Origin of the sequence: Thermoanaerobaculum aquaticum (assembly GCF_000687145.1) — a bacterium.
Classification (GTDB): domain Bacteria; phylum Acidobacteriota; class Thermoanaerobaculia; order Thermoanaerobaculales; family Thermoanaerobaculaceae; genus Thermoanaerobaculum; species Thermoanaerobaculum aquaticum.
This window is the reverse complement of sequence record NZ_JMFG01000009.1, coordinates 1-24,913: the sequence shown is the minus strand read 5'-3', so window position 1 is coordinate 24,913 and position 24,913 is coordinate 1. Positions and strand designations below refer to the sequence as shown.

22 protein-coding genes are annotated in these 24,913 nt (G+C 63.6%); 3 read left to right on the top strand and 19 right to left on the bottom strand.

Going from position 1 to position 24,913, the window contains the following annotated elements; all coding sequences use genetic code 11:
- Positions 1 to 29: 29 nt before the first annotated feature.
- The 9 genes from EG19_RS04325 to EG19_RS04285 form a co-directional block, all read right to left on the bottom strand.
- The gene (locus tag EG19_RS04325; RefSeq protein WP_038047969.1) at positions 30 to 2,279 is read right to left on the bottom strand and encodes a molybdopterin oxidoreductase family protein; all 2,250 of its coding nucleotides are present in this window, start codon (positions 2,277 to 2,279) and stop codon (positions 30 to 32) included.
- A complete protein-coding gene (locus EG19_RS12375) occupies positions 2,276 to 2,650 on the bottom strand; it encodes a cytochrome c3 family protein (protein WP_053334875.1) in 375 nt (124 codons plus the stop codon). The genes EG19_RS04325 and EG19_RS12375 overlap by 4 nt, the downstream gene beginning before the upstream one ends.
- A gap of 11 nt (positions 2,651 to 2,661) precedes the next feature.
- Entirely contained in the window at positions 2,662 to 4,173 is a 1,512-nt protein-coding gene (locus EG19_RS04315; RefSeq protein ID WP_038047966.1) for an alginate export family protein, read from the bottom strand.
- 77 nt (positions 4,174 to 4,250) lie between these two features.
- A complete protein-coding gene (locus tag EG19_RS04310; RefSeq protein ID WP_038047964.1) occupies positions 4,251 to 5,624 on the bottom strand; it encodes a multiheme c-type cytochrome in 1,374 nt (457 codons plus the stop codon).
- A 16-nt stretch (positions 5,625 to 5,640) separates the two neighbouring features.
- Positions 5,641 to 6,756: a cytochrome b gene (locus tag EG19_RS12370; RefSeq protein ID WP_053334874.1), complete on the bottom strand. Its 1,116-nt coding sequence runs from the start codon at positions 6,754 to 6,756 to the stop codon at positions 5,641 to 5,643.
- A gap of 3 nt (positions 6,757 to 6,759) precedes the next feature.
- Positions 6,760 to 7,203: a QcrA and Rieske domain-containing protein gene (locus tag EG19_RS12365; RefSeq protein WP_053334873.1), complete on the bottom strand. Its 444-nt coding sequence runs from the start codon at positions 7,201 to 7,203 to the stop codon at positions 6,760 to 6,762.
- 232 nt (positions 7,204 to 7,435) lie between these two features.
- Positions 7,436 to 8,776, bottom strand: coding sequence for a sigma-54-dependent transcriptional regulator (locus EG19_RS04295; RefSeq protein WP_038047962.1), 1,341 nt, complete (start codon positions 8,774 to 8,776; stop codon positions 7,436 to 7,438).
- Complete coding sequence (locus tag EG19_RS04290) at positions 8,773 to 9,822, bottom strand: sensor histidine kinase (protein WP_161685367.1); 1,050 nt, start codon at positions 9,820 to 9,822, stop codon at positions 8,773 to 8,775. The genes EG19_RS04295 and EG19_RS04290 overlap by 4 nt, the downstream gene beginning before the upstream one ends.
- A gap of 42 nt (positions 9,823 to 9,864) precedes the next feature.
- Positions 9,865 to 10,512 (bottom strand): endonuclease V, encoded by a 648-nt coding sequence (locus EG19_RS04285; protein ID WP_235208696.1) that lies wholly within the window; start codon positions 10,510 to 10,512, stop codon positions 9,865 to 9,867.
- A 110-nt stretch (positions 10,513 to 10,622) separates the two neighbouring features.
- On the opposite strand from EG19_RS04285, the gene EG19_RS04280 reads away from it, so the two are divergent.
- Both EG19_RS04280 and EG19_RS12360 read left to right on the top strand, forming a co-directional pair.
- Positions 10,623 to 10,997 carry a cytochrome c3 family protein gene (locus tag EG19_RS04280; RefSeq protein ID WP_038047959.1) on the top strand — a complete coding sequence of 125 codons (375 nt, stop codon included), beginning with the start codon at positions 10,623 to 10,625 and terminating at the stop codon, positions 10,995 to 10,997.
- Positions 10,998 to 11,238: 241 nt separating this feature from the next.
- Entirely contained in the window at positions 11,239 to 13,071 is a 1,833-nt protein-coding gene (locus EG19_RS12360) for a histone deacetylase family protein (RefSeq protein ID WP_152543907.1), read from the top strand.
- Here EG19_RS12360 and hemH read toward each other — a convergent pair.
- From hemH to EG19_RS04260, 3 genes are read right to left on the bottom strand one after another with little or no spacing between them, the layout of a single operon-like run.
- Entirely contained in the window at positions 13,068 to 14,168 is a 1,101-nt protein-coding gene (gene hemH, locus EG19_RS04270; protein ID WP_053334870.1) for a ferrochelatase, read from the bottom strand. The genes EG19_RS12360 and hemH overlap by 4 nt on opposite strands.
- The gene (locus EG19_RS04265; protein WP_038047956.1) at positions 14,165 to 14,845 is read right to left on the bottom strand and encodes an NrsF family protein; all 681 of its coding nucleotides are present in this window, start codon (positions 14,843 to 14,845) and stop codon (positions 14,165 to 14,167) included. The genes hemH and EG19_RS04265 overlap by 4 nt, the downstream gene beginning before the upstream one ends.
- Positions 14,842 to 15,399, bottom strand: a complete 558-nt coding sequence (locus tag EG19_RS04260; protein ID WP_161685364.1) for an RNA polymerase sigma factor — start codon at positions 15,397 to 15,399, stop codon at positions 14,842 to 14,844. Before EG19_RS04260 ends, EG19_RS04265 begins: the two co-directional genes overlap by 4 nt.
- Before the next feature lie 112 nt (positions 15,400 to 15,511).
- On the opposite strand from EG19_RS04260, the gene EG19_RS04255 reads away from it, so the two are divergent.
- The gene (locus EG19_RS04255) at positions 15,512 to 16,936 is read left to right on the top strand and encodes a S1 RNA-binding domain-containing protein (RefSeq protein WP_038047954.1); all 1,425 of its coding nucleotides are present in this window, start codon (positions 15,512 to 15,514) and stop codon (positions 16,934 to 16,936) included.
- On the opposite strand, the gene EG19_RS14250 is transcribed toward EG19_RS04255, so the two are convergent.
- The 7 genes from EG19_RS14250 to EG19_RS04220 all read right to left on the bottom strand — a co-directional run.
- Positions 16,905 to 18,593, bottom strand: a complete 1,689-nt coding sequence (locus tag EG19_RS14250; RefSeq protein WP_152543906.1) for an ATP-binding protein — start codon at positions 18,591 to 18,593, stop codon at positions 16,905 to 16,907. The two genes, EG19_RS04255 and EG19_RS14250, sit on opposite strands and share 32 nt — an antisense overlap.
- A complete protein-coding gene (locus EG19_RS04245; protein WP_038047950.1) occupies positions 18,590 to 19,276 on the bottom strand; it encodes a response regulator transcription factor in 687 nt (228 codons plus the stop codon). Before EG19_RS04245 ends, EG19_RS14250 begins: the two co-directional genes overlap by 4 nt.
- On the bottom strand, positions 19,273 to 20,052 hold the full coding sequence (gene pstB / locus EG19_RS04240) for a phosphate ABC transporter ATP-binding protein PstB (RefSeq protein WP_038047947.1): 780 nt from the start codon (positions 20,050 to 20,052) through the stop codon (positions 19,273 to 19,275). The genes EG19_RS04245 and pstB (EG19_RS04240) overlap by 4 nt, the downstream gene beginning before the upstream one ends.
- The gene (gene phoU, locus EG19_RS04235) at positions 20,027 to 20,701 is read right to left on the bottom strand and encodes a phosphate signaling complex protein PhoU (RefSeq protein ID WP_038047945.1); all 675 of its coding nucleotides are present in this window, start codon (positions 20,699 to 20,701) and stop codon (positions 20,027 to 20,029) included. Before phoU ends, pstB (EG19_RS04240) begins: the two co-directional genes overlap by 26 nt.
- Before the next feature lie 9 nt (positions 20,702 to 20,710).
- The gene (gene pstB / locus EG19_RS04230; protein ID WP_038047942.1) at positions 20,711 to 21,466 is read right to left on the bottom strand and encodes a phosphate ABC transporter ATP-binding protein PstB; all 756 of its coding nucleotides are present in this window, start codon (positions 21,464 to 21,466) and stop codon (positions 20,711 to 20,713) included.
- Positions 21,463 to 22,965, bottom strand: coding sequence for a phosphate ABC transporter permease PstA (gene pstA, locus EG19_RS04225; protein ID WP_053334868.1), 1,503 nt, complete (start codon positions 22,963 to 22,965; stop codon positions 21,463 to 21,465). The genes pstB (EG19_RS04230) and pstA overlap by 4 nt, the downstream gene beginning before the upstream one ends.
- Positions 22,962 to 24,913 (bottom strand): ABC transporter permease subunit (locus EG19_RS04220; protein ID WP_152543905.1); only part of this gene is annotated, 1,952 nt, incomplete at its 5' end. The genes EG19_RS04220 and pstA, both read right to left, overlap by 4 nt.

The window sequence follows — 24,913 nt, the reverse complement described above, 5'->3', positions numbered from 1 at the left end:
GGCCTCCGCCGGGGCCCGATGTTTGCAGGTTAAGCCTTGTCCACTTTGACGCCGCAAATCTTGAACTCTGGCTGTTTGGAAATGGGGTCCAAGGCATCAATGGTGATGAGGTTGCACAGGTGCTGGTCGTCATGCATGTGGACGAACACCAGGTTTTCCCTGGAGGTGTCTGTGACCTTCACCTTAAACACCTCGCTGCCGCGACGGGAGCTGATCTTGACCTTGTCCCCGGTCTTGACCCCCAGCTTGGCGGCATCGGCGGGGTGCATTTCCGCCACCGCTTCAGCGTTGGCGTGCACCAACTCCTTGCAGGTACGGGTCATGGTGCCGGTGTGCCAGTGTTCGATAACCCGGCCCGTGGTGTAGTACATGGGGTAGTCGGCGTCGGGAGCCTCTTCCGGCCCCTTAAACGGACGCATCCACACCACTGCCCTGCTATCCGGGCGCCCGTAAAACTTGATGCGGTGGGGCCAGTCAGCGGGCACGAAAGGATCCTCGCCTTTCACGTAGCGGCGCTTAGTTCCCGGGTGATCGGCAGTGGGCGCTGGCCAAAGGATGCCGTGGGCTTGCCGCAACCGTTCCCGGGTCATGCCAGAAAAGTCATAAACGGTGCCCTTGCAAATGGTGAGGATTTCGTTCCAAACGTCGGTTGGAGTCTTAAACGGCACCAGGTGACCCAAGCCCAAACGACGGCCCAAATCACAGAGGATCTCGAAGTCAGGGCGAGACTCGCCGGAAGGCGGGATGGCTTGCTCCAAAAGCTGATAGCGTCGCTCCGAGCAGCCGTAAACACCTTCTTTTTCCGCCCAAGCGGCAGCGGGGAGCACCACATCCGCCAGCTCCGTGGTGCGGGTGGGGTGGAAGGCTTCCGCCACCACCACGAACACGTCTTCCCGCTGGAGGGCCTTGCGGTAGCGGCCCACGTTGGGCAGGGATTGGCCAGGGTTGGTGCACATGATGTAAACGCACTTGATTTCGCCAGCTTCGATCTTTTGGAACATTTCCACGGTAGAAGGGCCCGGTTTGGGCTTGAGGGTCCCCTCAGGGACGCCCCAAAGCTTTTCCATTTCCTTGCGATGGGCTTCGTTGGCAATGAGGCGACCGTAGGGCAAGAGGTGTGAGAGGGCGCCACCGTCGCGAACGCCGCCGCAGGCGTTAGGTTGGCCGGTGAGGGAGAAGGGGGTGGAACCAGGTGTGCCGATTTTGCCGGTAATGAGGTGGAGGTTGTGCACCAGGTTGTTGGCCCAAACACCCTTGGTGCGCTGGTTTAAGCCCATGGTCCACATGGACATGGATGCTTTTCCTTTTTCCCCAAACCAGCGCGCCGCCGTGACAATGTCTTCCGCTTTGCAACCAGCAATTTCCGCGGCTTTTTCCGGGGTGTATTGGGCAAGGAAAGCCTTGTAGTCCTCGAAGCTCTTGTTGGCTTCAGTACCTTCCCCAAAGGTCACGTGGTTTTTGATGAACTCCTCGTCAATGAGGCCTTCCTGCACCAACACGTACGCCATGGCGTTGAGGATGGCCAAGTCGGTGCCGGGTTTGAAAGAAATGTGCAAATCGGCAATACGGGCGGTGGGGGTGCGGCGCGGGTCCAAAACGATGACCTTAGTCCCCGGGGCCTTTTCCTTACGGCGTACGATGCGCTGGAAAAGGATAGGGTGGCACTCCGCGGTGTTGGAACCTACCAGCAGGAACACATCGGCGTGGTCAATGTCCTCGTAGCAGCCCATGGGTTCGTCTTTGCCGTAGGTGGTGACGTAGCCCCCCACCGCCGAAGCCATGCACAGCCGGGGGTTGCCATCCACGTTGTTGGTGCGGATGCCGGCCTTGAAGAGCTTGTTGGCTACGTAGGTTTCTTCGGTCAAGCCCTGGCCGGAGCCGTAAAACGCCACAGAATCAGGCCCGTACTTTTCGATAGCCTCCTTGAACCTGGCGGCCACCAGGCTCATGGCTTCGTCCCAGGTGGCGCGAACGAGCTTGCCGTCCTTGCGGATCATGGGGTACAGGCAGCGGGTGGGCGCGGTGAGGATTTGCGGCAAAAGGAAGCCCTTCAAGCACAAAAAGCCCTGGTTGTGGTTTTCTTTGTCGCCCTTTACCGCAAAGACCTTGCCGTCCCGGACCCCAATGTAAAGCCCGCAGCCGGTGCCGCAGTACCGGCACACCGATTTAACCCACTTCTCGCCACCCGCCGCTTGCGCCGGGCGCGGCAAACCCGAGAGGGCGGCCAGCGCCGAAGCGGCAGCTGCTGATTCCAGAAACTCCCTTCGAGAAATGCTCATTGCCCACCTCCAATCTTATGGGGGTTGAGCTCATGCCCCGCATGGCAGGAAAAGCAATCCTTCCCCTTGAAAAAGGGGTTGGAAAGCGATTCCACCTTGTCCTTGTGGCAACCCACGCAGCGGGATACCGGGGCCCGCCGCATAAACTCAGGGCCAATGGTGCCGTGGCACACGAAGCACTTGACGTTCATCAGCCCATGGCGGCTCTTGTACCAGGCATCCACCAGTTCCGGGGTCACCTCGCGGTGGCAAACGTCGCAGGCTTCCTCGGTGTCCACGTCCGGGTGGACCACCTTGCTCTTCTTGGCCGGTGCTGCTCCTAGGACAAAGGGCAACAGCACCAAAAGGCCTATCAGCAGCCTTCCTTTCATAACCGCCTCCTTTACATGACCTTCAGCCCACCAAAGGTAAAGGTAAGCTGGGTCCGCAGCTCCCAAGCTTCCTTGTCGTGGCGGGCGTTGCCGTTCACCAGGTACAGCGCCGCATCACCCGGCCAGAAGTAGCCTCCCCTGAGCGTCCACACCAGGTTGTCCATCACCGTCCAGTCGAGCTTGAAGTCAATTTCCTTGCCCAGGTCGCGGGAAGAGGCCGCACCAAACTCGCCGGGATCAATGGCGTTGTTGCCGTTGGCATCGGCCCAGGGGTGCAGGGCTTCGGTGGCGCGGATGTAGGTGCCAGAGAGGAAAAGCTTGAGGTCTTGGCGCAGCGGGAAGGTAGCGTTGAGCTGCAGGAGCGTGGTGTTTTCAAATTCCCTGTAGCCACGGGAGGCGGGAGAACCCAGGCCCTGGGGGGTAATGCCTTCCTCATCGGGCATGATGGAATCTTCCCAAATTTCCGTTACGTAGAAGAAGCCGTTGGTGCGGATCTTGTTGATGTTGCCCTTGCCGGACATGGGATCGTCGTCACCGGAACCCATGCCAAACACCGCCCCCAGCGTGGTCTTGCCCACCGGCAGCTTGGCATCCAGGTAGAGGTTGTAGCCCTCCAGATCGCCGTTGTTCACATCCAAAAGCTGGTTGGGCCCGGAGTTGGTGTTGCGCACCTTGTCTTTGCCCCAGAGGTAGTCCACCTCGCCTTTGAGGCTCAGGTTCCCCACCTTTCCGTTGAACGCCAAGCCCGCCACTTGCGCGGTGGTGATGTTGGGGCGGAAGCGAGCGTTGAAGTACTGCAGCTCGTTGGGGAGGTACGTGGTGTTGTCGCGATAACCGCGATCGGTGTAGTACGCCAGGTAGGGCTGGAGGTCAAAGTTGCCCACTTTACCTGCAAAGTTCACGTAAAAGAGATCGGCGTCTTTGCCGTTGGTGGCGCCCACAGCGTTGTCGGTGAGGCTATCGGCACCTTCGTACATCTTGGTCCAGTTAAGGGTGGCAGCCCAGTTCCCCAGCTTTTTCGACACCTGCACGCTGTCGCCGTCCTGATCCAACACCAGCAGGTTACCCAGGGCGTTTTTCATGCGACCGATGCGGAAGGTGGTGTTCCCGAGCTTAGCCGCGTTGAATTCGACGTAAGCCCAGTCCACGTGCACCGTGGAGTTGGTGTCCTTGTTGTTGTAGAGGTTGGAAAATCCCGGACGGAAGTTATCCCGGTACTGGTCGTCAATGCCCCAGATACCCTGGGCGTAGTCCACCCGCATCACCGCTTTCACGTTGGGGCCGTAAGCCAGCTCGCTTTGCAAGCGCAAGAGCTGAATGGCGTAATCGTCGTGGTCGGTGACCAGGCCAGATGGACGGGCACCGAAGAAGAAGTTGTTCTGGGTGTACCCGTTGAACTCGTAAAACCCCGACAAACTCAAGGAAAGCTTGGGCTTTTCCGGGGAAGCTTGGGCTTGTGGGTTTTGCGCCCAGGCAAAGCCCACGACCACCATGACCATCACAATAACCATCCACCGTTTCATCACCGTCTCCTCCTTTCTTTGGCCTTGTTTTCACAAGGCCGGGGGGTTAAAGGGGGCCCCCGGAGGGGCCCCGCCGTTTACTGCACCCGTTGTTGGTACCTCTTTTGGTAGAAGTCCAGCATCTGCTGAATTTGCTCCTTGGTAAGCCCCTGCCGCCAGGCATGCTCGGGGAGCTGGTTGATGCCAGCGGTGACCCCAGGCAAGAGGTGCTCCGCTTCCGGTAAGAACTTGGTGTAGAAGTGCTTGGCCACCTCGTAGAAGCCATGCCACTGGGTGAAGTCGGGCCCCATCATGGAAGCACCGTGGCGGGCGCGACGGCCTTCGTGGTGCCACAGCTCGTAGAAGGTCCACTCGATGGGATCGTCAAAAGGCGTAGGCGTAACCTTGCCGGCGGCCTTGAGCTTTTCCATGATGTCGTTGGCGGGCTTGGCGAACTTGTTGTTCCAGAGCTCCACGGCGTCATCAAACATCACGAAGTAGTTGTCCACCCAGTTCTTGCCGTGGCATTCCAGGCAAACCTTCTTCATGCGATCACGCTTTTCCTGCCAGTTTTCCAGTCGCTTGGAGAAAAGCGGCCGCAAGGTCCAGGAAATGCGGGCGCCCACGTCGTGGGTGCCTTTCATGGTGGGTGTGGCGCCCATATGGCAGGTGGCGCAGGTGGGTGCGGCGGTGTAGGTCTTGCCCACGATCCACTCGTCGGCATCCAAACGCATCTTGTCGCGCCAGGCGGCAAACATGATCCCGTGTTTGGACTCCTCGTAAATCTCGATTTGCGGGTGGTCGGGGCCCATGTGGCAACGACCGCAGGTGCGGGGTTCGCGCGCCTGCTGTTTGGAGAACATATGCCTGGTGTGGCATGCCGTGCAGGTGCCCAGGGAACCATCGGGGTTCACCCGGCCAATGCCGGTGTTGGGCCAGGACCCGGGTAAGGGAAGACCGTCGGTTTTGGGATCACCGGTGCGCTGGATTTGCACCGTGGAACCGTGGCACTGCTTGCACCCCAGGTTGGCCGCCGGTGTTCCTTCAGCAATTTCACCCAGGATGTTGTCGAGAGAACCGATAAACTGCGCCGCCTTGGCGTGGTGGGACTCGGTGAACTCCTTGAACTGCTGCTCGTGGCAGGACTTGCAATCCAGAGGCGACGGGACCGTAGCAATCTTGTAGCCCTCGTGCAGCCACAGGTCTTTGTCACCGTCCTTGGCCTCATGGCAGGCCATGCAGCCAATACCCTTCTGCGCGTGGCGGGACTGCTCCCACTGCCGGCTCCAGTCCACCGCCACGTGCTTCTCGTCATGGCAGGTAATGCACGCCTTGGTGGCCTCATCGGCGTACGCCGCGGCGGCTTTTTCCGGCTTGGCCCGCTCCTTTTCGATAAGCCCAACGATGATTACGGCAGCCGTAAAGGCCACGGCAAATATCGCGACGATGATCTTCTTGAACTGAAGGCTCATAAACCCTCCCCTCGTGTTAGTGCGTGGCTAATGCTTCCCAAAGCAAGAAAGTCACCAACAGCAAAGCCGCCACCGCGCCAACGGCAGTTCCCAATTCACTGCGCGGTTTGACCCTGCGGATCCAGCCGTCAATAAAAGGCCACAGCACGAAGGCCAAGCCGCCAACCAGCAGGCCACCCATGGCCAGCCACAGTGGCACCAGCTTCAACCAGCGAAACACCGGGTAGAAGTACCACTCGGGCTTGATGTGGAGCGGGGTCTCGTCGGGGTTGGCCGGTGGCCCCAAGTGGGCTGGAAAGACAATAGCTAGCATGGTCAGGAGCGTCAACAGGAACATCCCCACCAGAAGCTCGGTGGTCACGTGATCGGGGAAAAAGGCAAAGAAACGGTTGGGATCGAAGCGCCTCTTGCCTTCCCGGTCTTCTTCCACGGTCAATGGGGTTTGCTGCACCTCCTCCGGGGCTTCCAGCTCCATAACGCCGTGCACCCGCAAGAGGAAAATGTGCATGCCCAGGAGAATCACCATCAGCGTGGGCATCGCCCCCACGTGAAACACGAAAAACCGCGTGAGGGTGGTGGGGTTGACGGCTTCGCCGCCACGAAGAAGTCTGGCGATCCACGGACCGATGACCGGGAACTGCTCCGCCACGTTGGTGCCCACGGTGGCTGCCCAGTAGGAGAGCTGGTCATAAACCAGGGCATAGCCGGTAAAGGCAAAACCCAGCGTGGTAAACAGCAAACCCGTGCCCACCACCCAATTGAGCTCTCGCGGCTTGCGGTAAGCTCCGGTGAAAAACACACGAATCATGTGCAGGCCCACCGCCAGCACCATGAGATTGGCGGCCCAGTGATGCACCGAGCGGATCCACCAGCCAAAGGGGATTTCCTCGGTAATCATGCGCACCGAGTTGTAAGCGTCTTCGGGGGACGGGCGGTAGTAAAAGGTCAAAAGGATGCCGGTCACCACCTGTACGGCCAGCAGCATGAGGGGCGTTCCACCCAGGCAGTACCACCAGTTCTTCATGTGGTGGGGGATGGGCTCCTTGGAAAGCTCCTCAAAAACCTCGATGTTGACCGGGACCCTCTCCCGCAAAAAGCGTAGCCACTTCGGGATTTCCGGACGGCTTGCCATGCCCTACCCCTCCTTTACCGGAACCGTCACGTACACGTCATTGCCGCTGACTCGCACCGCGAACGAAGGCAAGGGAGTGGGAGGAGGACCGGCGAGCACCTTGCCCTCTGTGTCAAACCGCCCCAGATGGCACGGACACAAGAAGTTCCCCGCCACCTGATCCCACTGGATGTGGCACCCCAGGTGCGTGCAAATGGAGGAAAAGACCCTGACGTCCCCGGAGGGCAGGCGTGCGGCAATTAGGTCGTTGCCCAACACCCCCTTGAACTCCCGGCCGCTGCCTACCGGCAAATCCGAAAGGCGCGTGAGGAGCACCTCGGTGGTGCGTTGGCTCTTGGGTGGCACCAGGTACCGCAGCACGTGCCGCGCTGCCCAGGCAAAACCGGGGATTACCGAAAGGCCCAAAATGAGGTTGACCAAAAACTCCCGGCGGTTGCTCTCGGCCATACCACCTCCCCGGGGAAGGCAGAGCAAGTTGCGTGCCAACTGCAGACGCAAAAGCTTTGTCAAGCTATGGCAAGACTTTAGCCGATTTTCAAAAGGACGACCGACGCCCGAGATTCGGCATTACATTGCCGAGGATTTTGTAACTCATAGTAACTAGTTGGAGGTCAGTGGGTTAGCGACAGCAAGCAGCGGCAAAACCGTGCCGGGTTCCACTCTAAGGCCGGGTTTTGGCCTACTCGCTTTTCTCCTGATGTAAGCCGTGCTTCCTCAAGAGGTTGTAAAGGTGCCTGGGGGAGATCCCCGAGCGGCGGGAAAGCTCGGCCAGGTTACCCTGGACCATCTGCAGCGCCTGGCGCAGGTACTCCTTTTCAAAAGCCGCCAGTACCCGCTCTTTTTCCTCATAAAACGGATGGAGAAGCCCCCCACCTCCGGCGGGGACCCGCAACACACCATCGGAGGACAACACCACCAGCCGCTCCAGGGTGTTTTCCAGCTCCCGCACGTTGCCCGGCCAGTCCTGGGCCGAAAGCCACGCGTAAAGCTCCGGCTGGACATCGCGGATGGGCTTGCCATGGCGGGCAGCAATGCGGGGCAGGAGGTACTGCACCAGGGGTTCAATGTCCTCCCGCCTTTCCCGCAGCGGGGGAAGGTGGATGGGCACCACGTTGAGGCGGAAGTAAAGGTCAGGGCGAAACCTGCCCTCTTTGACCAGAGCCTCAAGGTCCCGATTGGTGGCCGCCACCAGGCGCACATCCACCGCCACCGGCCGATCGGAACCCAGCGGCGTAACTTCCTTCTCTTCTAAGGCCCGCAACAGCTTGGGTTGCAGCGAAAGGGGAAGCTCCCCCACCTCATCCAAAAACAGCGTTCCCCCGGAGGCGGCCACAAACTTCCCCTCCCGCCGCGCCTCGGCGCCTGTGAAGGCTCCCTTCACGTAGCCGAAAAGCTCCGCTTCCAGCAGGGTTTCGGGAATGGCCGCGCAGTTGACGGCCACAAAACGGCCCCGGGCACGGCGAGAGGCGCGATGGATGGCCCGGGCCACCAGCTCCTTCCCGGTGCCGGTTTCCCCCAGGATGAGCACCGTGACCTCCGTGGGTGCGATGTCGGCGATGAGCTGGCGCACCTGCGCCAAAGCCTGGGAGCGACCCACCAGCTCTTCGGTGACGCTGGCAAGCCGCGCCTGGCGGCTTTCCTCCCGCAGCCTCTTGAGCTCCACCGCCCGGCGGAGGACCAAGGCCAGCTCCTCGAAATCCAAGGGCTTGGGGAGGTAGGAGTAGGCCCCCAGCTTAAGCGCCTCCACCGCCAGCTTCTCGCTTCCGTGGCCGGTGATGAGCACCACCGGCACATCGGGAGCTCGGCGGATCACGTACCGCAAAAGCTCAAGCCCGGAAAGCCCGGGCAGCAGGTAGTCGGCCAGCACCACGTCCGGGTGCACTTCGTCAAAGCGGCGCAGGGCGGAGGAGGCATCTTCGCACGCCACCACCTCAAAACCGGCCCGTTCCAAAGCCAACTGCGTGACCCGCACGGCAGCGGGCTCGTCTTCCACCAGGAAAACCCGGCCTTGGTGGCTCATCGGGTGGCCAACCGCCCGGTGACCAGCGCCCCGCCTTCGGGGTGGTTTGCCACCTGCAGGTCCCCACCGTGCAGCACGCAAACCTCCCGCATGATCGTGAGGCCCAAACCCAGCCCATCCGGACGGGTGGAAACGAAAGGCTCAAAGAGACGGTCCAAAACCTCCTGGGGGAAGCCCGGCCCAAAGTCCCGCACCGTCACCGAAAGCCACTCCCCCTCCGGTTCCGTGGCTACCCCGAGGGAAAGCACAACCGTGGGGCTGTGGTGGAGGGCGTTGGCCAGGGCGTTGTCGAGGAAGCGCACCAGAAGGTCGGGGTCCAAACGCGCCTGCAGTTCCTCGGCCAGGGGAATCAGCTCCACCCGCTCCCGCACCTCCGGCGGTTGCTTGCCAAGGTACTCGCTGAAGAGCTCGTTGACCGCCACTTGCCCAAAACGGGGTTTGAGGGGGCGGGTCAACTCCCGCAGTTGCGCCAGAAGATCCTCCACCCGCCGCACCTGATCCTCAACGAGCCCTACCATTTCCCGAGCCACCGAATCGCTCACCAGCTCCTTGAGGTTGTGGGCCGCGCCGGCGATGATGTTTAAGGGGTTTTTGATGTCGTGGGCCAGCCGGGCCGCCATGCTCCCCAGCCCTGCCATGCGCTCGTGGTGCAAAAGTTGTTGCTGTAAAAGCTTGTGCCGGGAAATGTCGTGGGCCAGCCAAACCACCCCGCGGAAGCGGCCGTCCTCGCCGGTAATGCGCTGGTAAAGCACCTCCCACTTACCACCCCGTTCCACCACTAGCGGGTGGTCACGGTCAGCGGGAGCGTGGCGGAAACGCTCCAAAAGCCTGTCCAAAGCCGGCAAAGCGCGGGGGGGATGGCACTCGGCCACCGGGTGACCCACCCGCTCGCCCACCCCGCGGATGGCATCCGCCAGGGGATTGCAAAAGGCAATGCGCCCGTCCTCGCTCACCACGATAAGACCCGCGGGAAGGCAACGCACCGCGTCGTAAAGGAGCTGAAGTGCTTCCTCGTCCACCGGCACCACCGCGTCGTTCTTCCTCATCAAGCCCATCTTAGACATCAGACACGCGGCGGGCAAACCCCTTTAAACGCCTCCCGCGGCAGCCCTTAAGCTCTTCCGGGCCAGAGCATCCGCCAGCCGCAACGGCTCGGGGAAACGGTAAACGCTTGCCGCGTGCACCAGGCCCACCGCTTCCTCTAACGTCAACCCGTGTCCCACCGAAACCACCAACGGCTTTACTCCAGCCCTCGTGCGGAGAAAGGCCCCCACTCGCTTTCCCTGCCACCACACCGGGCTCCAGCTCCCCTTTTCTTCCCCCGGCTCGCCCCCGCGGCCGCAGAGAAGCGAGCCCGCACAGCCCACTGTGGGGCGTCCCAAAAGCACCCCCACCACCGAAGCCAAACCCGCACCCAATGGGTGGGCCATCCCGTGCCCATGGAGTAACGCAACCCAACCATCCAAGGGCACCCTAGAAAGAAGCGGGAGGACCAACGGCGCTTCCCGCAGGAAGAAAAGCCCCGGCCGGTACTCGGCGGCCACAGGGCCCTCCCGGGTCTCTTCCCAAACCACCTTGCCTTCCCGAAGGTCCCAAACTACCACCGCCGCCACCGCCTGCCTTTCCCCGTACGCCACATCCGCCCCTACCAGCAAGCTCGGCACAAATGGCAGCGGCACCTCCCGAACTCGCTGGGCCACGCTGCGAAGAAACGCTTCAGCTTCCCCTCTCGCCATGGTGCCGGCCAAAATTTCCTCACCACAAGTACCCCACCGGAGGTGTGACATGGCTCTCACTTGCAGTTGCGCTGTGTCATGCTAGCATAGGCACGAAGGGAGGGTTTGCGATGAAAGGTTCCCACCGTCACCTTTGGCTTTGGGCCGTAACGATCCTGGCTGCTGTGGCCGTGGCCGCCGTGCAGGTCCCGGAGACCGTAACTTTGGACAAGGCCAAGAACAAGCAAGCTCCGGTGGTCATGCCGCACAAGGTCCACGCCGACAAATACGCCTGCGACACCTGCCACCACACCCAAAAGGGCCTGACTGCGGAAGCCACCGAGGTGAAGCCGTGCGCTTCGTGCCACCTGGACCCGGAAAAGCCGGAAACCCCGTCCATGCGCGAAATGAGCCTCAGCAAGAACCCGTTCCACAAGCTGTGCATTGACTGCCACAAGAAAGAAGCCAAAGGCCCCACCAAGTGCGCCGAGTGCCACAAGAAGTAACAAGGAAGGAAAGCGAAAAAAGCGGGCCGGGCTGCGGCCCGCTTTTTTTGTTGCCAACAAAAACGCCACCTGCTACCCTCAAGCTTGGGATGAAAAAGCCGTTGCCCCCACCAAAGCCTCAACCCCCGGCTGACAGTTCCCGTGTTTGCCCCAACTGCGGCTTCCTGTTGCAATACCGCTCCTGCAAGCTGCTTTGTCCCAACCGCCAGTGCGGCTTCTTCATTTCCTGCTCGGACCTGCCTTGAACCACCCGCCGGCCGCCGGCTCCCGCTTCTTCCGAACCCGCCAGCGCCTCAAGCGGGCCCTCCGGGCCCTGGCCTTGGCGCTGGGTCGTCGCCCCCCGTTTGTGGTTTTTGACCCCAGCTACCGGGAGCAGCTGCGAGGCGCGCCCCTGGATCCCCTGCGGGGAGAAAAGATCCTGGCCTTTTTGAGCATGGAGCACCTGCTGGCCGGCGAACAGCTCACCCGCCCGCTGCCGGCAGCCATGAAGAACCTGCTCCTGGCCCACGATCCCGCGTACCTGGAGTCCATCCAGCAAAACGAGGTGCTCACCCAAATCCTGGGGACTCCGGTGGCTCCAGGGCAAGAGGAAGCCATCCTGCAGCTCCAACGCCTCATGGTTGGCGGCACCATTCAAGCCACCCGCCTGGTCATGGCGGGAGCCCCCTTTGCGGTGCATCTGGGAGGGGGGTTCCACCACGCCGGTCGTAACCGCGGCGCCGGTTTTTGCGTTCTCAACGATGTGGCGGTGGCCATCCTGCGCTTGCGCCAGCGGGGTTTTACCGGCAACGTTTTGGTGGTGGACCTGGACCTCCACGACGGCAACGGCACCCGCGAGATCTTTGCCCATGACCCCACGGTGTTCACGCTCTCCATTCACAACCGCCACTGGGGCGAGACTGAAGCACAAGCCTCCCTTTCGGTAGCCCTGGGGGATGGGGTCAGCGATGAGGCCTATTTGCAGGCGGTAGAGGACGCCTTGAACAAGGTTTTGTCCACCTTTTCCCCCAGCCTTGCCTTTTTCCTCGCCGGTGCCGACGTAGCCGCCGACGATCCGCTGGGAAACTGGAACGTGAGCCCACAAGGGGTCTTGCAGCGCGACCGCCTGGTGCTTTCCCGGCTGCGGGAGCTTGGGGTCCCGGTGGTGATGGTGCTGGCGGGTGGGTACGGTGATCGCGCCTGGCGCTATCCCGCCCGCACCCTGGCCTGGTACCTCACGGGCGAGCCTCTGGAGCCACCCTCCGACGAGGTGGTGGCTCTCGCCCGCATGCGGCAAATGGCCCACATTTTCGGAGAAGCAGCGGAAGACGAAGCCGACTGGGGGCTTACGGAGGAGGACCTGTTCGGCGCCCTTCCGAGCCTGCCGGTGCAAACCCGGTTTTTGGGGAGCTTTTCGCCAGTACGGGTGGAGCTCATGCTCGAGCGCATGGGCTTGCTCCAGCAAATCCGCGCCAAGGGCTTCCCCTGCCCCACCGTGACCCTGGAGCTTGACCACCCCCTGGGCCACACCCTGCGCATCTTTGGCGATCCGCAAAAGAGCGAGCTGCTCTTGGAGCTGCGCCTGGCCCGCTCCTCCCGGGTGTTACCGGGCTTTGAGGTGCTCTCGGTGGAGTGGCTCCTGCTGCAAAACCCCCGTGCCCAGTTCACCCCCGAACGCCCCCGTCTCCCGGGGCAGCAGCACCCCGGACTGGGGCTTCTCGCCGACGTCTTCGCCTGGCTGGTGGTGCTGTGCGAGGAGCTGGCCTTGGACGGGCTTGCCTTCCGCCCCTCCCACTACCACCTGGCGGCCTTGGCCCGTCGCCACGCCACTTTCCTTTACCCCGAGCACGCTGCGCTGTTTTCCGCAGTAAGCGAGCTTTTGGCCCCCTTTTCGTTGCCCGAGGCTTCCCACCTGGTGCACGAAGGGCACGTGGTTCACCGAGAAACCGGACAGCCTGTGGTTTGGGAGGCCTTCCCCATGGTGGTTCCGGTCTCCCAGCGCCTGCGGGAGCAGGTCGAAGGGGAAAGCTACCAGCGCCAGGCTCAGGCCGCCAAGGCCGCTCTCCGCCTGGCCTTGAGATCAGAACCTCGCTAAAACCGTTCGGCCCCCGGAAAGGGGTTGGCGGCCACAAACTCCCGGAAACGACGCTCCCGCTCGCTCACATCGGCAGCCTCACCCCAACCCGCCATATGGCCGCTGGCAATCTCGCTCAGGGCCTGCAGGTGATCCGGCCGATCGTTGAGGGCGGGGATGTAGCGAAAGCGACCGCCGCCAGCGTGGAGGAAGGCCTCCCGGTTGGTCATGGCGATTTCCTCCAGGGTCTCCAGGCAATCGGCGGCAAAGCCCGGACAGAGCACGTCCAGGCTGGAAAGGCCCTGTCGCCCCCATTGGCTGACCAACTCGATGGTGGCAGGCTCCAGCCAGGGGTCCCGGCCAAACTTGGACTGAAACGCCACCTCCCAACGGTCCCTGGGAAGCTCCAGCTCCTCGGCCACCAAGCGGGCCGTCTTTTGACAGTGGCAGAAGTAGGGATCGCCGGCTAAAAAAGCGGCCAGCGGGATGCCGTGAAAGGAAAACAGTAGCTTCTCTCCGGGTGCTTCCCGCTGCCAGCTTTCCCGTACCGAATTGGCCAGAGCCTTAACGTACGCCGGGTGATCGTGGTAGGAGGCCACCACCCTCACTTCCGGCACCCACCGCCAGCGCGCGAGCTCCCGGAAGGCCACCTCCAGGCTGGAACCGGTGGTGGCCGAGGCGTACTGCGGGTACAGGGGAAAAAGCAGCACCCGGCGGCACCCCAAAGAGGAAAGCTCCCGCAGGCCCTGGCGGATGGAGGGGTTGCCGTACCTCATGGCCAGGCGCACCCAAACCTGGGGGCCCCAGCGCTCCCGCAGGAGGGCTTGAAGCCCCTGGGCTTGCCTGCGGCCAATGACCAGCAGGGGGGAACCCTCCTCCCACCAAATGCGGCGGTAAAGCGCCGCCGAGCGACGGGGGCGGGTGGTCAAAACGAAGAGGTGGAGGATCGGCCACCACCTCCAGCGGGGCAGCTCCACCACCCGACGATCGGAAAGGAACTCCCGGAGGTAACGACGGAGGGCCGAAGGGGTGGGAGCCTCGGGGGTACCCAGGTTGATGAGGAGCACACCGAGCCCTTCAGGCTGGCTATGGGTAAAACCCCCAGGGCCGTTACTCAAGGCCCCTCCTCTAGGTCCCGACGGAACCGCCGCAGCCGCATACCCTCCCACACAAAGCCAAACACCAGGCCCAAAAGCCCCAGCGCAGCCACCGCCCCAAAGTGCCAGAGCAACACGTGGCGGAGGTCAGAAACCGGGCAAATCAAATGCTGCACCGCATCGGCCATCACCCCCGAGCCTACCCCGCCCAAAAGCCCGGCCCGCGGGGGCGAGAGCGGGTACGCCCGCACCACCAGAAAAAGCGTCAACAGCAGCGCGGGAATTCCCAAAAGCGTTTCGGAAGCAAAGCAGGCCATGTGGTCCATGGCGCCGCTGGCCGGACAGGGGCAGCGGGCATGGGTAAAAAGCGCCACCCCCAGCTGCAACACCCAGGCCCCCAAAAGCGCAGAAACGAGCGTCCCCCGGGGGGCCCCCAGAGCAGGGATGCCCTCCCGCAGCGCCAGAAACACCAGGGCAAGCCCCGCCACCGCTTCGGCACCGGTAGCGCCCCAAAGCAGCCAAAACCCCAGGTCCGGGGCGTTGAAGCGCAACCCCACCAAAGCGGGCACCGCCACCAACGCCGCACACGTCCAAAGCACGATCAGCAACAGGCGCACCGATGGCGCAGCCACCGGCTTCACCGGGCGCAGGTCCTGCGCCACTTTGGTGCGGAGCTTCTCCGGAAGCTGCTGGCTCATCCCCCCTCCCCGCGAACGACCCGCCGTAGCTGTTCCATGGCCCGATGGGCTCGCACCTTGGCCGCTCCTTCCGAAAGCCCCAGCACCTCGCCCACCTCCTTGAAGCTTAAGCCCGCCACATGGTGGAGCATCAGCACCTCCCGGGTCTTTTCCGGCAGCCCCGAGAGCAAGTGACGGAGGTCCTTTTGCCCTTCCCAGGCGGTTACCTCGGAGGCCACCGGCAGCTCCGGTAGCGCCTCGTCGGCTAGCTGCTCGTGGGCTTGCCGGCGACGGCGGGCCCGCTCGCTCATCAAGAAAACGTTGCGGGCAATGGCGTAAACCCAGGGGCGCACCGGCTTGCCCGGCAAATAGGTATGCCGCGCCCGATGGATCTGCAGGAACGTTTCCTGCAAGAGGTCCTCGGCCCGGTGGTGGTCCCGCACCAGGTTACGGAGGTAGCCCCCCACTTCGCCGGCCAGGCAACTGTAGAGCTTCTCAAAGGCCTCCAGCTGGCCTTGCTGGTAGGCCTCCATGAGCGCTTCCAGCTCCTGGTCCGTAGGGCCCTTCACCTGCACCCGGGAAGTGTAACCCGCAATCCAGGCGGAAAATGCCAGCCGCCCTCGGCGAAGGCCAGAAGGATGGTGTAGAATACCTACCCCGCCCGTGGGGCGGAATGAGGGAAAGCCCATGACGCAACAGGATCACCAAGAACAAAACGGAAGCTTCCTCGAGGCCTTGGCGGAGAGCTTTTCCAGCGAGGAACTGCAGGTCGGCCAACTGGTTTCGGGGCAAATTGTGGCGGTTTCCGGCGATGTGGCTCTCATTGCCGTGGGTGGCAAGACCGAGGCCCTCATGGACCGGGCGGAGTTGGGCGAGCTGCGCCCCGGCGACAACCTTGAGGCCATCGTGGTGGCCACCGCCCCCGAGCTCAGGGTTTCTCACCGCCTGGCCATTGAACGGCGGGAGCGGGAAGCGCTCAAAGGACCCTTTGCCAACCGCATCCCGGTGCAGGGCAAGGTCACCGGCCGCAACAAGGGCGGCTATGACGTTTCCATTGCCGGCATCCGCGCCTTTTGCCCTTACTCGCAAATGGAGCTGGGCTATCCCAAAAACGTGGACGCCTATTTGGGCAAGAACTTCATGTTCTTGATCACCGAAATGGCCGATGACCTCTCCACCATGGTGGTCTCCCGGGCGGCCGTACTTTTGGAAGAAAAGGAAGAAGCCAAGCGCCAGGCTTGGGAGAAGATCCAGGTGGGGGCGGTTCTCGAGGGCACCGTCAAAACCATCCGCGACTTTGGGGTGTTCGTGGACTTGGGTGGCGTGGATGGCATGATTCACCTCACCGAGCTTTCCCACAAGCAGCCGGTAAAGCCTTCCCAGGTGGTCAAGGTGGGGGAAAAGATCCAGGTCAAGGTCATCGAGGCCGATCGCGAAAAGGAGAGGATTGCCCTGTCCCTCAAGGCCCTTCAACCGGATCCCTGGGAGCAGGTGGCCGGCCGTTACCAGGTGGGCGGCGAGTTTAGCGGCCGGGTGGCCCGCAAGACCGAGTTTGGCGTGTTCGTGGAGCTCCCTGAGGGGGTGGATGGGCTTTTGCACGTAACCCAGCTGCCGCCGGGGATGAGCTTGGACGACCCCTCCTTGGCTGTGGGGCAAGAAATCAAAGGCTTTGTGCGGGAAGTGGATGTGGAGCGCCGGCGTATTGGCTTGAGCTTGCGTCCGGTGGCCACCTCCGACCCCTGGGCCGACGCCCGGGAGCGCTACCCCGAGGGAACCCTGGTGGAAGGCACCGTGGACCGCATTGCGCCCTTCGGGGTGTTCGTGGAGCTGGAGCCCGGCCTGGAAGCCCTCATCCCCGCTTCCGAAAGCGACGTCCCCAAGGGCAAGTCGCTGGCCGAGACCTTCCTCCCGGGTACGCGGGTAGCCGCGGTGGTGCTAAGCGTGGACCCCTCCCAGCGGCGGCTTTCGCTTTCGGTCAAGAAGGCCAAGGAAAAGAAAGCCTCCAAGGAGTTCCGGCAGTGGGCGGAGGAAAAGAAGGCCAAGCCCGAGCCGCAGGTCACCGCCTTCGGCATGGCCCTGCTTAAGGCCTTGAAGGAGCGGGAAGCTCGCTAGAAGCTTTGGCCGGCAGCTCCACCGTCACCCGGGTTCCCTCCCCCAGCTTGGAAGCCAGGTGCACCCGGCCCCCAAGGCGGGCCACCAGGTGCTTGACGATGGCAAGCCCCAGCCCAGAGCCGGTGGCTTCGGCTTCCCCCCGGCGAACCCGGTAAAACCTCTGGAACACCAAGGGGATTTCGCTTTCCGGAATGCCTAAACCGGTGTCCTCCACCACCAGCTGGGCCCCTTCCTGGTGGGGGGCAACCCGGACGGTGGCGGACCCCCCTGGGCGGTTGTAGCGGATGGCGTTGTCCACCAGGTTGGAGACCACCTGGGCCAAGCGCAGGCGGTCGGTGGTGATCGTCACCGGCTCCCCTCCCACCGCCAGGCTCACCCCCCGGGCCTGGGCGTGCGGGGCAAAGTCCGCCGCCACCTCCCGGGCCAGGGCCAAAAGCTCCACCGGCGCCAGCTCCAGCTGCAGGCGGCCGGTTTCGATGCGCACCAGCTCTTCCAGGTCGGCGGCAAAGCGGGAGAGCCGCTTCACCTGGCGGCCCAGCATGTCGGCAAGCTCCGGAGCGACCCCCCGGTCCTTCAGCTCCTCCAGCACGCCGCCCAAAACCGTCACCGGCGTGCGCAGCTCGTGGGCGAGGTCCGCCACGAAGGCCCGCCGCGCCGCTTCAAACCGGGCTTGCGGCGAAATGTCCCGCACCAAAAGCCCCAGGGCCAGCACCGGGTGCTGCAGGGAGGTGAGCGTCACCGCCAGGGTTCGCCCCTGGTGGGTGACCTCGCCGTGCCGGCTTTCCGCTCCCGCCAGGCCCTCGCCCACCAGCGCCAAAAGCTGAGGGTTTTGGCAGTGCTCCCAAAGGGGCTCGCCTTCGGGGAGCTTGCCCAAAAGCTCCAGGGCAGCGGGGTTGGCAAAGCGCACCACCTGCTCCCGGTCCAAAAGCACCACCCCTTCCACCACCCGGGAAAGAGCTTGGCGGCACGCCTCCAGCTCCCGGGTGGCCTCTTCTTTGAGCTTGCGAAAACGACGGTCGGCTTCGTAGGCCACCGCTGGGGTTTCGGCGCTGGCGGGGAGCTCACACCAAGGGGCGAGGTGCTGGTAAATCTCCCGCTGCCAGGAGGCCAAGAGCCGCTGGGCCAACCACCCCACCCCTGCTGAAGCCGCGGCCAAGGGAAGAAGCCACAACCACGGAAAGGAAGGCGCGCCTTCTTCCTCCGCCACCCGAACCACCCAGGCCTGACCCTGCTCCTCCGTCCGTAAAGCCAGGTACCACGTGAAAACGCCAGTGGTCGCGGAACGGCGGTGGGCGGAACCCTCCCCCAGCTCCAGCGCCCGGCGCACCTCCGGACGCTGCCCGTGGTTTTCCAAAAGCGGGAGGTGGGCGTAAGGCACCCGGGAGTCGGCCACCACCGTGCCGTCGGCGGCCACCAGCGTCACCCGCAGCCCCATGAGCGCCCCCAGCTCCCCCGCCCGCCGGTGGCGGGTTTCCGGTGGCACACGCAAAAGCTCCGGCAGCTGCGCCACCAGCTGCCGGGCCGCGCTGCGAAGATGAGCTTCCTTTTCCCTGCGGTGCGCCCTCTCCCATTGGGAAGAAGCGCCAAACAGCACCACAAGGCCCACGCCAAAGGCCAAAACCGCCACGGAAAGGGCCAGCCGGAAGCGAAAGCTCACGGCCACCCTCGGAAACGGTAGCCCACGCCCAGCACCGTTTCGATGACCTCATCCCCCAGCTTTTTCCGCAAGGTGCGGATGTGGGCGTCCACGGTGCGGGCATCCACCGAGGAGGCCAACCCCCAAACCGCATCCAGGATGTGCTCCCGGCTGGCCACCCTCCCCTTCAAGTTGATGAGGTACCAGAGAAGCGAAAACTCCCGGCGGGTGAGGTGCACCGGCTGGCCGTCCAAGAGCACCTGGAAGCTGCCGGCATCCACCGCCAAGCGCCGATCCTGGTAGCGCTCCTCGGCGGTCCCCCGCTCCCAGCCCACCCGCCGCAAGAGGGCCTTCACCCGCGCCTCCAGCTCCGCCAAGGAAAAGGGCTTCACCAGGTAGTCATCGGCCCCCAAGGACAGGCCCGTCACCCGATCCGCCTCCCCGGAGCGGGCGGTGAGCATGAGGATGGGCAAGGTGCGGGTGGTGTCCCAACTGCGCAGCTCCCGGCAGAGGGTGAGGCCGTCGGTGTCGGGCAGGGCCAAATCCAGGATCACCACATCGGGAAGCTCCTCCTCAAAGGCCTGCAGGAACTCGCTGCCGCGGGCAAAAACCCGCACCGAAAACTCCCCGCTTTTTTCCAGGCGGGAGCGCACCAGCTGGGCAATGTCCGGGTCGTCTTCCACCAGGAAAACCCTTTTGCTCACGAAACCCTCCCCAAGAGGTACGCCTCGGTTTCCGGGCGTTGGGGGTTGGTGAAGAGATCCACGGTGCGGTTGAACTCGATAAGCTCCCCGCGCAGGAAAAACGCGGTACGGTCCGCCACCCGGCTGGCCTGGGCCAGGTTGTGGGTCACGATCACCACCGTCATTTGGCGCCCCAGCTCCATCACCAACTCCTCCACCTTGGCGGTGGCCACCGGATCCAAGGCGGAGGCCGGCTCATCGAAGAGCATGACCTCGGGTTTCACCGCCAGGGCCCGGGCCAGGCAGAGGCGCTGCTGTTGCCCCCCGGAAAGCCTCATGGCCGGGGTGTGCAGGCGGTCCTTCACCTCGTCCCAAAGCGCTGCTGCCCGCAGAGCCTGCTCCACCTCCAGCTCCAGCTCCGCGCGGGTGAGCTTGAAGTGCAGCTTTAGGCCGTAGGCCACGTTGTTGAAGATGGAAGTGGGAAAAGGGTTGGAGCGCTGGAACACCATCCCCACCCGCCGGCGTATGAGCACCGGGTCCTGGGAGTCGCCGTAGAGGTCCTCCCCATCCAGGAGCACCCGGCCGCTTAAGGAAAAGCCAGGAACCACATCGTTCATGCGGTTGAGGCAGCGCAGGATCGTGGATTTGCCGCACCCGGAAGGGCCAATAAACGCCGTTACCCCGGAAGCGGGAATGTCCAGGCTGACCCCCCGCACCACCACCTTCCCGCTGTAGGCACAGGTGAGGTTTTGCAGCGAAAAGCGCACCGCCTCAGGCACCGGCCCCCTCACCTCCATGAACGTGGCGGATGTCCTGCCCCTCCACCAGGTACACCACTTGCTCGGCAATGTTGGTGGCTTGGTCGGCAATGCGCTCCAAGGAACGGGTGATCAGGATCAAAGCCAGGGCACGGGGGATGGTTTGCGGATCCCCCAGCATGTAAGTTAAAAGCTCGCGGAAAACCTCCTCGTGGAGGGCATCCACCACATCGTCGCGGGCGATGACCTGACGGGCCAGAGAAGCGTCGTGCTCCACGTAAGCGGTGAGCGCCTGCCGCAGCATTTCCTTGGCAATGTCGGCCATGCGCGGCAAGGTCACAAAGGGCTTCAGGGGAGGCATGCGGTTCAACACCAGCGCTTGCTCGGCAATGTTCACCGCATGGTCCCCCACCCGCTCCAAATCGGGGGCAATCTTGGTGGCGGTGATGACGAGCCGCAGGTCCGAGGCCAGCGGCCTTTCCCGCACGATGATTTCCACCGCCGTGCGGTCCACCTCCTTTTCCCGCCGGTCCACCCGTTCGTCGGCAGCAATCACCTCCTGCGCCGCTGGTGAGTCCCTCTCCACCAGCGAGCGCACCGCAAGAGAAAGCTGCTGCTCCACTTCCCCCGCCATGGTGAGCAGCTGCTCTTTGAGCTTTTTGAGTTCCAGGTCAATGGGCCGCTCCATCACTACCTCCTAGCCGAACCTCCCGGTGAGGTAACGCTCGGTGAGCTCGTTTCGGGGGTTGGCAAAAACCTCTGCGGTAGGCCCCTCCTCCACCAGCTCGCCCATGTACAAGAATGCCACGTGTTGCGAAACCCGCGCCGCCTGCTGGAGGTCGTGGGTCACCCACAGCACGGTGATGCGGGAGGCAAGGTCCAGAACCGTTTCTTCCAAACGGGCGGTGGCAATGGGGTCCAAAGCTGAGGAAGGCTCGTCCAAAAGCAAGACCTGCGGCTTGCAGGCCAGCGCCCGGGCAATGCACAAGCGCTGCTGCTGCCCTCCCGAAAGCTTAAGCGCCGATGCGTGGAGGGCATCCTTCACCTCGTCCCAGAGGTGCGCAGCCCGCAACGAGCTTTCCAGGATCTCCGAAAGCTCCTGACGCTGGCGAATGCCCAAAAGCCGGGGGCCAAAGAGCACGTTGTCGGCAATGCTCATGGGGAAGGGGTTGGGTTTTTGGAACACCATCCCCACGGCAAAGCGCAAGCTGTCCACCGGCCAGGAAGGGTCGTAAACGTCCCGGCCCAGGGCCCGCACCTCCCCTTGATGGAAAAACCCCGGCAGGTGGTCGTTCATGCGGTTAAAGCAGCGCAAAAGGGTGGACTTACCGCAACCGGAAGGACCCATAACAGCGGTCACCCCGCCGCTGGGAACCGAAAGCGTGACCCCCCGCAGCACCGTATGCTCGCCAAACCCGGCCCGCAGGTCCCGACACTCCAGGGCGGCGCTCATAAGGTTTGGCTCATGACCCGGGTCCGCGCCCGGTTGCGCAGGATCAACGCCAGGAGGTTAAGCAAAACCACCAGCAGCAAAAGCACCAAGGTGGTGGCAAAAACCACCGGACGGGCTGCCTCCACGTTGGGGGACTGGAAGCCCACGTCGTAAATGTGGAAGCCCAAGTGCATGAACTTGCGCTCCAAGTGGAAAAACGGCGGGGAGCTATCCAGGGGCAGGGCGGGAGCCAGCTTGACCACGCCGGTGAGCATGAGCGGCGCCACCTCCCCGGCGGCCCGGGCCACTGCCAAAATCATCCCCGTGTAAATCCCCGGCTTGGCGTAAGGCAGGACCACGTGCCACAGGGTTTCCCAGCGGGTGGCCCCCAACGCCTGGGCCCCCTCCCGCACCTCCACCGGCGCGGCGGCCAGGCCCTCCTCGGTGGCCACCACCACCACCGGCAGCGTGAGCAAAGCCAGGGTGGCGGAAGCCCAGAGGATGCCCCCAGTGCCAAAGGTTGGGGTGGGCAGGGAGCCGGCGAAGAACAGCTTGTCCACGGTGCCCCCCACCGTGTAAACGAAAAACGCCAGCCCAAAGGCGCCAAAGACGATGGAGGGAACGCCGGCCAGGGTAGAAACGGCCAGCCTCACGGCGCGGGTGAAGCGGTTGTCCCGGGCGTACTCCCGCAGGTAAATGGCGGTGAGAACCCCCAGGGGCACCACCCCCACGGTCATGAGCAAAACCAAAAGCGAGGTGCCAAAGAGGGCCGGGAAGATCCCCCCCTCGGTGTTGGACTCCCGGGGCTCGGCGCTCACAAACTCCAGCCACCGCCCGGCAAAAACCTTCAGCCTCCCCCAAAAGCCCAGGCGGTTGACGGCTCGGGCGTGCACCACCTGGGCGCAGGGGATGTGCTTGCGCTCACCGCTGGCGGCAGCCAAAAGCAGGCTACATCCCTGCTGCGCCTCCTGAAGGCGGGAAAGCCTCAAAAGCTCCTCCTCGGAAGCCTGGGCTTGCCTTGCCAGCCTGGCGGCTAAGCGGTCGGCTTGCTTTTTGAGGGCTGCTACCTCCCGGAGCTTCGCGTGCAGCTCCCGCTCCAGGCCTGGATCCTGGGCATCCAAGGTCTTGCCGTCCACCTCCAGACCCAGCAAAAAGCCGTAAAAGTCCCCGTACTCCCAGCGCTCCAATGCCCAGGCGTCCGCCGGTTTTTCCACCTTCACCACCTGGGCTTTCCGCACCACGCGAAAATCGCTGCCCCAGAGGTCCCGGTTGCCCACCTTCAGCCGAAAGCGGAAACCTCCCCCCGCAGGGTCCGGTTCCCGATCCCACCGCTCCCCCAGGAGCTTGCTGCCATCGGCCAGAGTGAAAAGCTCCAGGGGCTTAGGCCAGAAGCCCCAGCCAGCTCCCCACGCCACCAGCAGCGCCAGACCAAGCATGAGCCCCAGCGACAGGACCAGGGCGGCCGCGGAGAGGAAACGCCCGGGAAGGTCCTCCCCCACCACCAGACGCGGCGCCTTCATGGCGTCACCCCAAAGCGGCGGCGTAGGCTCCGCGCCACCCGTTGCCCCAAAAGGTTGGTGGCCAAGGTAAAGGCAAAGAGCAGCAGCGCCACCAGCAGCAAAACGCGGTACAGGGTTTCACCGTACGCCGCTTCCGGCAGCTCCACGGCAATGCAGGCTGCCATGGTGCGCATGCCGGAAAACGGCGAAAAGGAAAGCACCGGCGCGTTACCCGAAGCCATGAGCACGATCATGGTTTCCCCCACCGCCCGCCCAAACCCCAGGAGCAAGGCGGCCACCAGGCCGGGAGCCGCCGCCGGCACCACCACGGTCCAGGCCGCCCGCGCCCGGGAGGCCCCCAGGCTGAGGGCGGCGTTCACCAAGCTTTCCGGTACGTTGCTCAAGGCGTCCTCGGCCAGGGTGAAGATCACCGGCAGCACCGCAAAGCCCAGGGCAAAGCCGGTGACCAAAGCGTTCCTCTGGTCGTAGGAAACCCCCAGTTTGCTGTGCAAGAACTCCAGAAGCCCACCCGGAAACAGCAGCTGCTCCACCGCCGGCGCCAAAAACCAAACGAGAACCAGCGCCACTGCCAAAAGCCCCAGGGTGAAGAGGCGCTCCCAGCGCTGTTGCACGCGTAGCTGCCAGGGGCGGGGGCGCAGCTCGCACAGCCAGCCGGCGGTCAGCAAGGTCACGGGAATGACCAAAAGCGCCAGCATCACCGACGCCAAATGCCGGGAAAGCCAGGGGGCCAACACCAGGGCCGCCACAAACCCCACCACCACCGAAGGCACCCCCGCCAAGAGCTCCACCATGGGCTTCACCCACTGGCGAAGCCGGAGCGGGGCAAACTGGCTGGTGTACAACGCTGCCAAAAAACCCAAGGGTGCGGAAAAGAGCATGGCGTAAAAGGCCCCTTTGAAGGAGCCAAAGATCAAAGGCACCAGCGAGAGCTTGGGCTCAAAGGCGTTGCTGCCACCGGTGGATTGCCAGGTCCAGGAAGCGTGTCGGTAGCCCTCGTAGCGCACCTTGCCAAAGAGCGTCCCCAGGGTGGCCTCGGGGTGGCCAAGATCGGCGGTTAACACGTGGATGCGCCCGGAGGTTTCGGCCACAAACAGCCGCTCCCCCCGGGGGGAAAAGGCCAGGCCAGCCCGTGCCGCTTCCGGAACCGCCCTTTGCGCTAACACCTTGCCGCTGGTGAGGTAGTCCACCTGGATAAGACCCGGACGCAGCACGGCAAAGGCCTTGGTACGGGGAGAAGGGGCAAGCCCCAACACCGGCCCCGGGCCGGGGAAGAAAGCAAAGGGCTCCAAAAGAAAGCCGCTGGCTTCCTGATAGAGACCAAAGGCCCGCACAGTCCCTTGCCCATCCCCCACGAGACAGGTGCTATCACCCAAAAGCAAGCTCATGGCGGTGACCGCCGCCGGCAGCGGAGCGGTGGCCAGAAGGGTTCCGTTGCCATCCCATACGGAAAGCTCCCGGTCGGTGGCTAACCACACCCGGTCCCCCGCTTCGCTTACCGCCGCCGCTTGCCCTTCGCGGGGGGCCAAAGTCTTAGCCTCCAGCGCCTCCCCGGTTCCCTGCCAAAGGAAAGTCGTGCCTCCCTGAACCCCCACCACCGCCGGAGCCCCATCCCCGCCCACCGAAAGCAACCTGACATCCCTGGCCTGAGAGACCTGCGGCGAACCCACGCGCAGCTTGAGCTTGCGCTCCTGGCCCACAAAGGTAGGGCGAAGGGAAAGACGGTAAACCTTAAGCCCTTCCCCATCCCCCACCGCCAGCCACCGCCCCCACCGGTCGGTGAGGGCAACGGTTACCGGCGGGACCACCTGGGGAAGCGTGACCGCATCGTCCTGGGGCAGGATGCGGATGACTCCCTCCCGGCTTAAGCTCCAGTAGGAATCGGGGAGCTCGCCGGGAAAGGTCAACACCGAGCCTTCCGCAGCCACCGGCCCCGCCGCTTGCAGGCGGG

Bases quoted from the DNA above. Each gene is read 5' to 3' on its own strand.
- EG19_RS04325 (WP_038047969.1), bottom strand. From the start codon at position 2,279: ATGAGCATTTCTCGAAGGGAGTTTCTGGAATCAGCAGCTGCCGCTTCG.
- EG19_RS12375 (WP_053334875.1), bottom strand. From the start codon at position 2,650: ATGAAAGGAAGGCTGCTGATAGGCCTTTTGGTGCTGTTGCCCTTTGTC.
- EG19_RS04315 (WP_038047966.1), bottom strand. From the start codon at position 4,173: ATGAAACGGTGGATGGTTATTGTGATGGTCATGGTGGTCGTGGGCTTT.
- EG19_RS04310 (WP_038047964.1), bottom strand. From the start codon at position 5,624: ATGAGCCTTCAGTTCAAGAAGATCATCGTCGCGATATTTGCCGTGGCC.
- EG19_RS12370 (WP_053334874.1), bottom strand. From the start codon at position 6,756: ATGGCAAGCCGTCCGGAAATCCCGAAGTGGCTACGCTTTTTGCGGGAG.
- EG19_RS12365 (WP_053334873.1), bottom strand. From the start codon at position 7,203: ATGGCCGAGAGCAACCGCCGGGAGTTTTTGGTCAACCTCATTTTGGGC.
- EG19_RS04295 (WP_038047962.1), bottom strand. From the start codon at position 8,776: ATGAGCCACCAAGGCCGGGTTTTCCTGGTGGAAGACGAGCCCGCTGCC.
- EG19_RS04290 (WP_161685367.1), bottom strand. From the start codon at position 9,822: ATGAGGAAGAACGACGCGGTGGTGCCGGTGGACGAGGAAGCACTTCAG.
- EG19_RS04285 (WP_235208696.1), bottom strand. From the start codon at position 10,512: ATGGCGAGAGGGGAAGCTGAAGCGTTTCTTCGCAGCGTGGCCCAGCGA.
- EG19_RS04280 (WP_038047959.1), top strand. From the start codon at position 10,623: ATGAAAGGTTCCCACCGTCACCTTTGGCTTTGGGCCGTAACGATCCTG.
- EG19_RS04265 (WP_038047956.1), bottom strand. From the start codon at position 14,845: ATGAGCCAGCAGCTTCCGGAGAAGCTCCGCACCAAAGTGGCGCAGGAC.
- EG19_RS04255 (WP_038047954.1), top strand. From the start codon at position 15,512: ATGACGCAACAGGATCACCAAGAACAAAACGGAAGCTTCCTCGAGGCC.
- pstB (WP_038047947.1), bottom strand. From the start codon at position 20,052: ATGGAGGTGAGGGGGCCGGTGCCTGAGGCGGTGCGCTTTTCGCTGCAA.
- phoU (WP_038047945.1), bottom strand. From the start codon at position 20,701: ATGGAGCGGCCCATTGACCTGGAACTCAAAAAGCTCAAAGAGCAGCTG.
- pstB (WP_038047942.1), bottom strand. From the start codon at position 21,466: ATGAGCGCCGCCCTGGAGTGTCGGGACCTGCGGGCCGGGTTTGGCGAG.
- pstA (WP_053334868.1), bottom strand. From the start codon at position 22,965: ATGAAGGCGCCGCGTCTGGTGGTGGGGGAGGACCTTCCCGGGCGTTTC.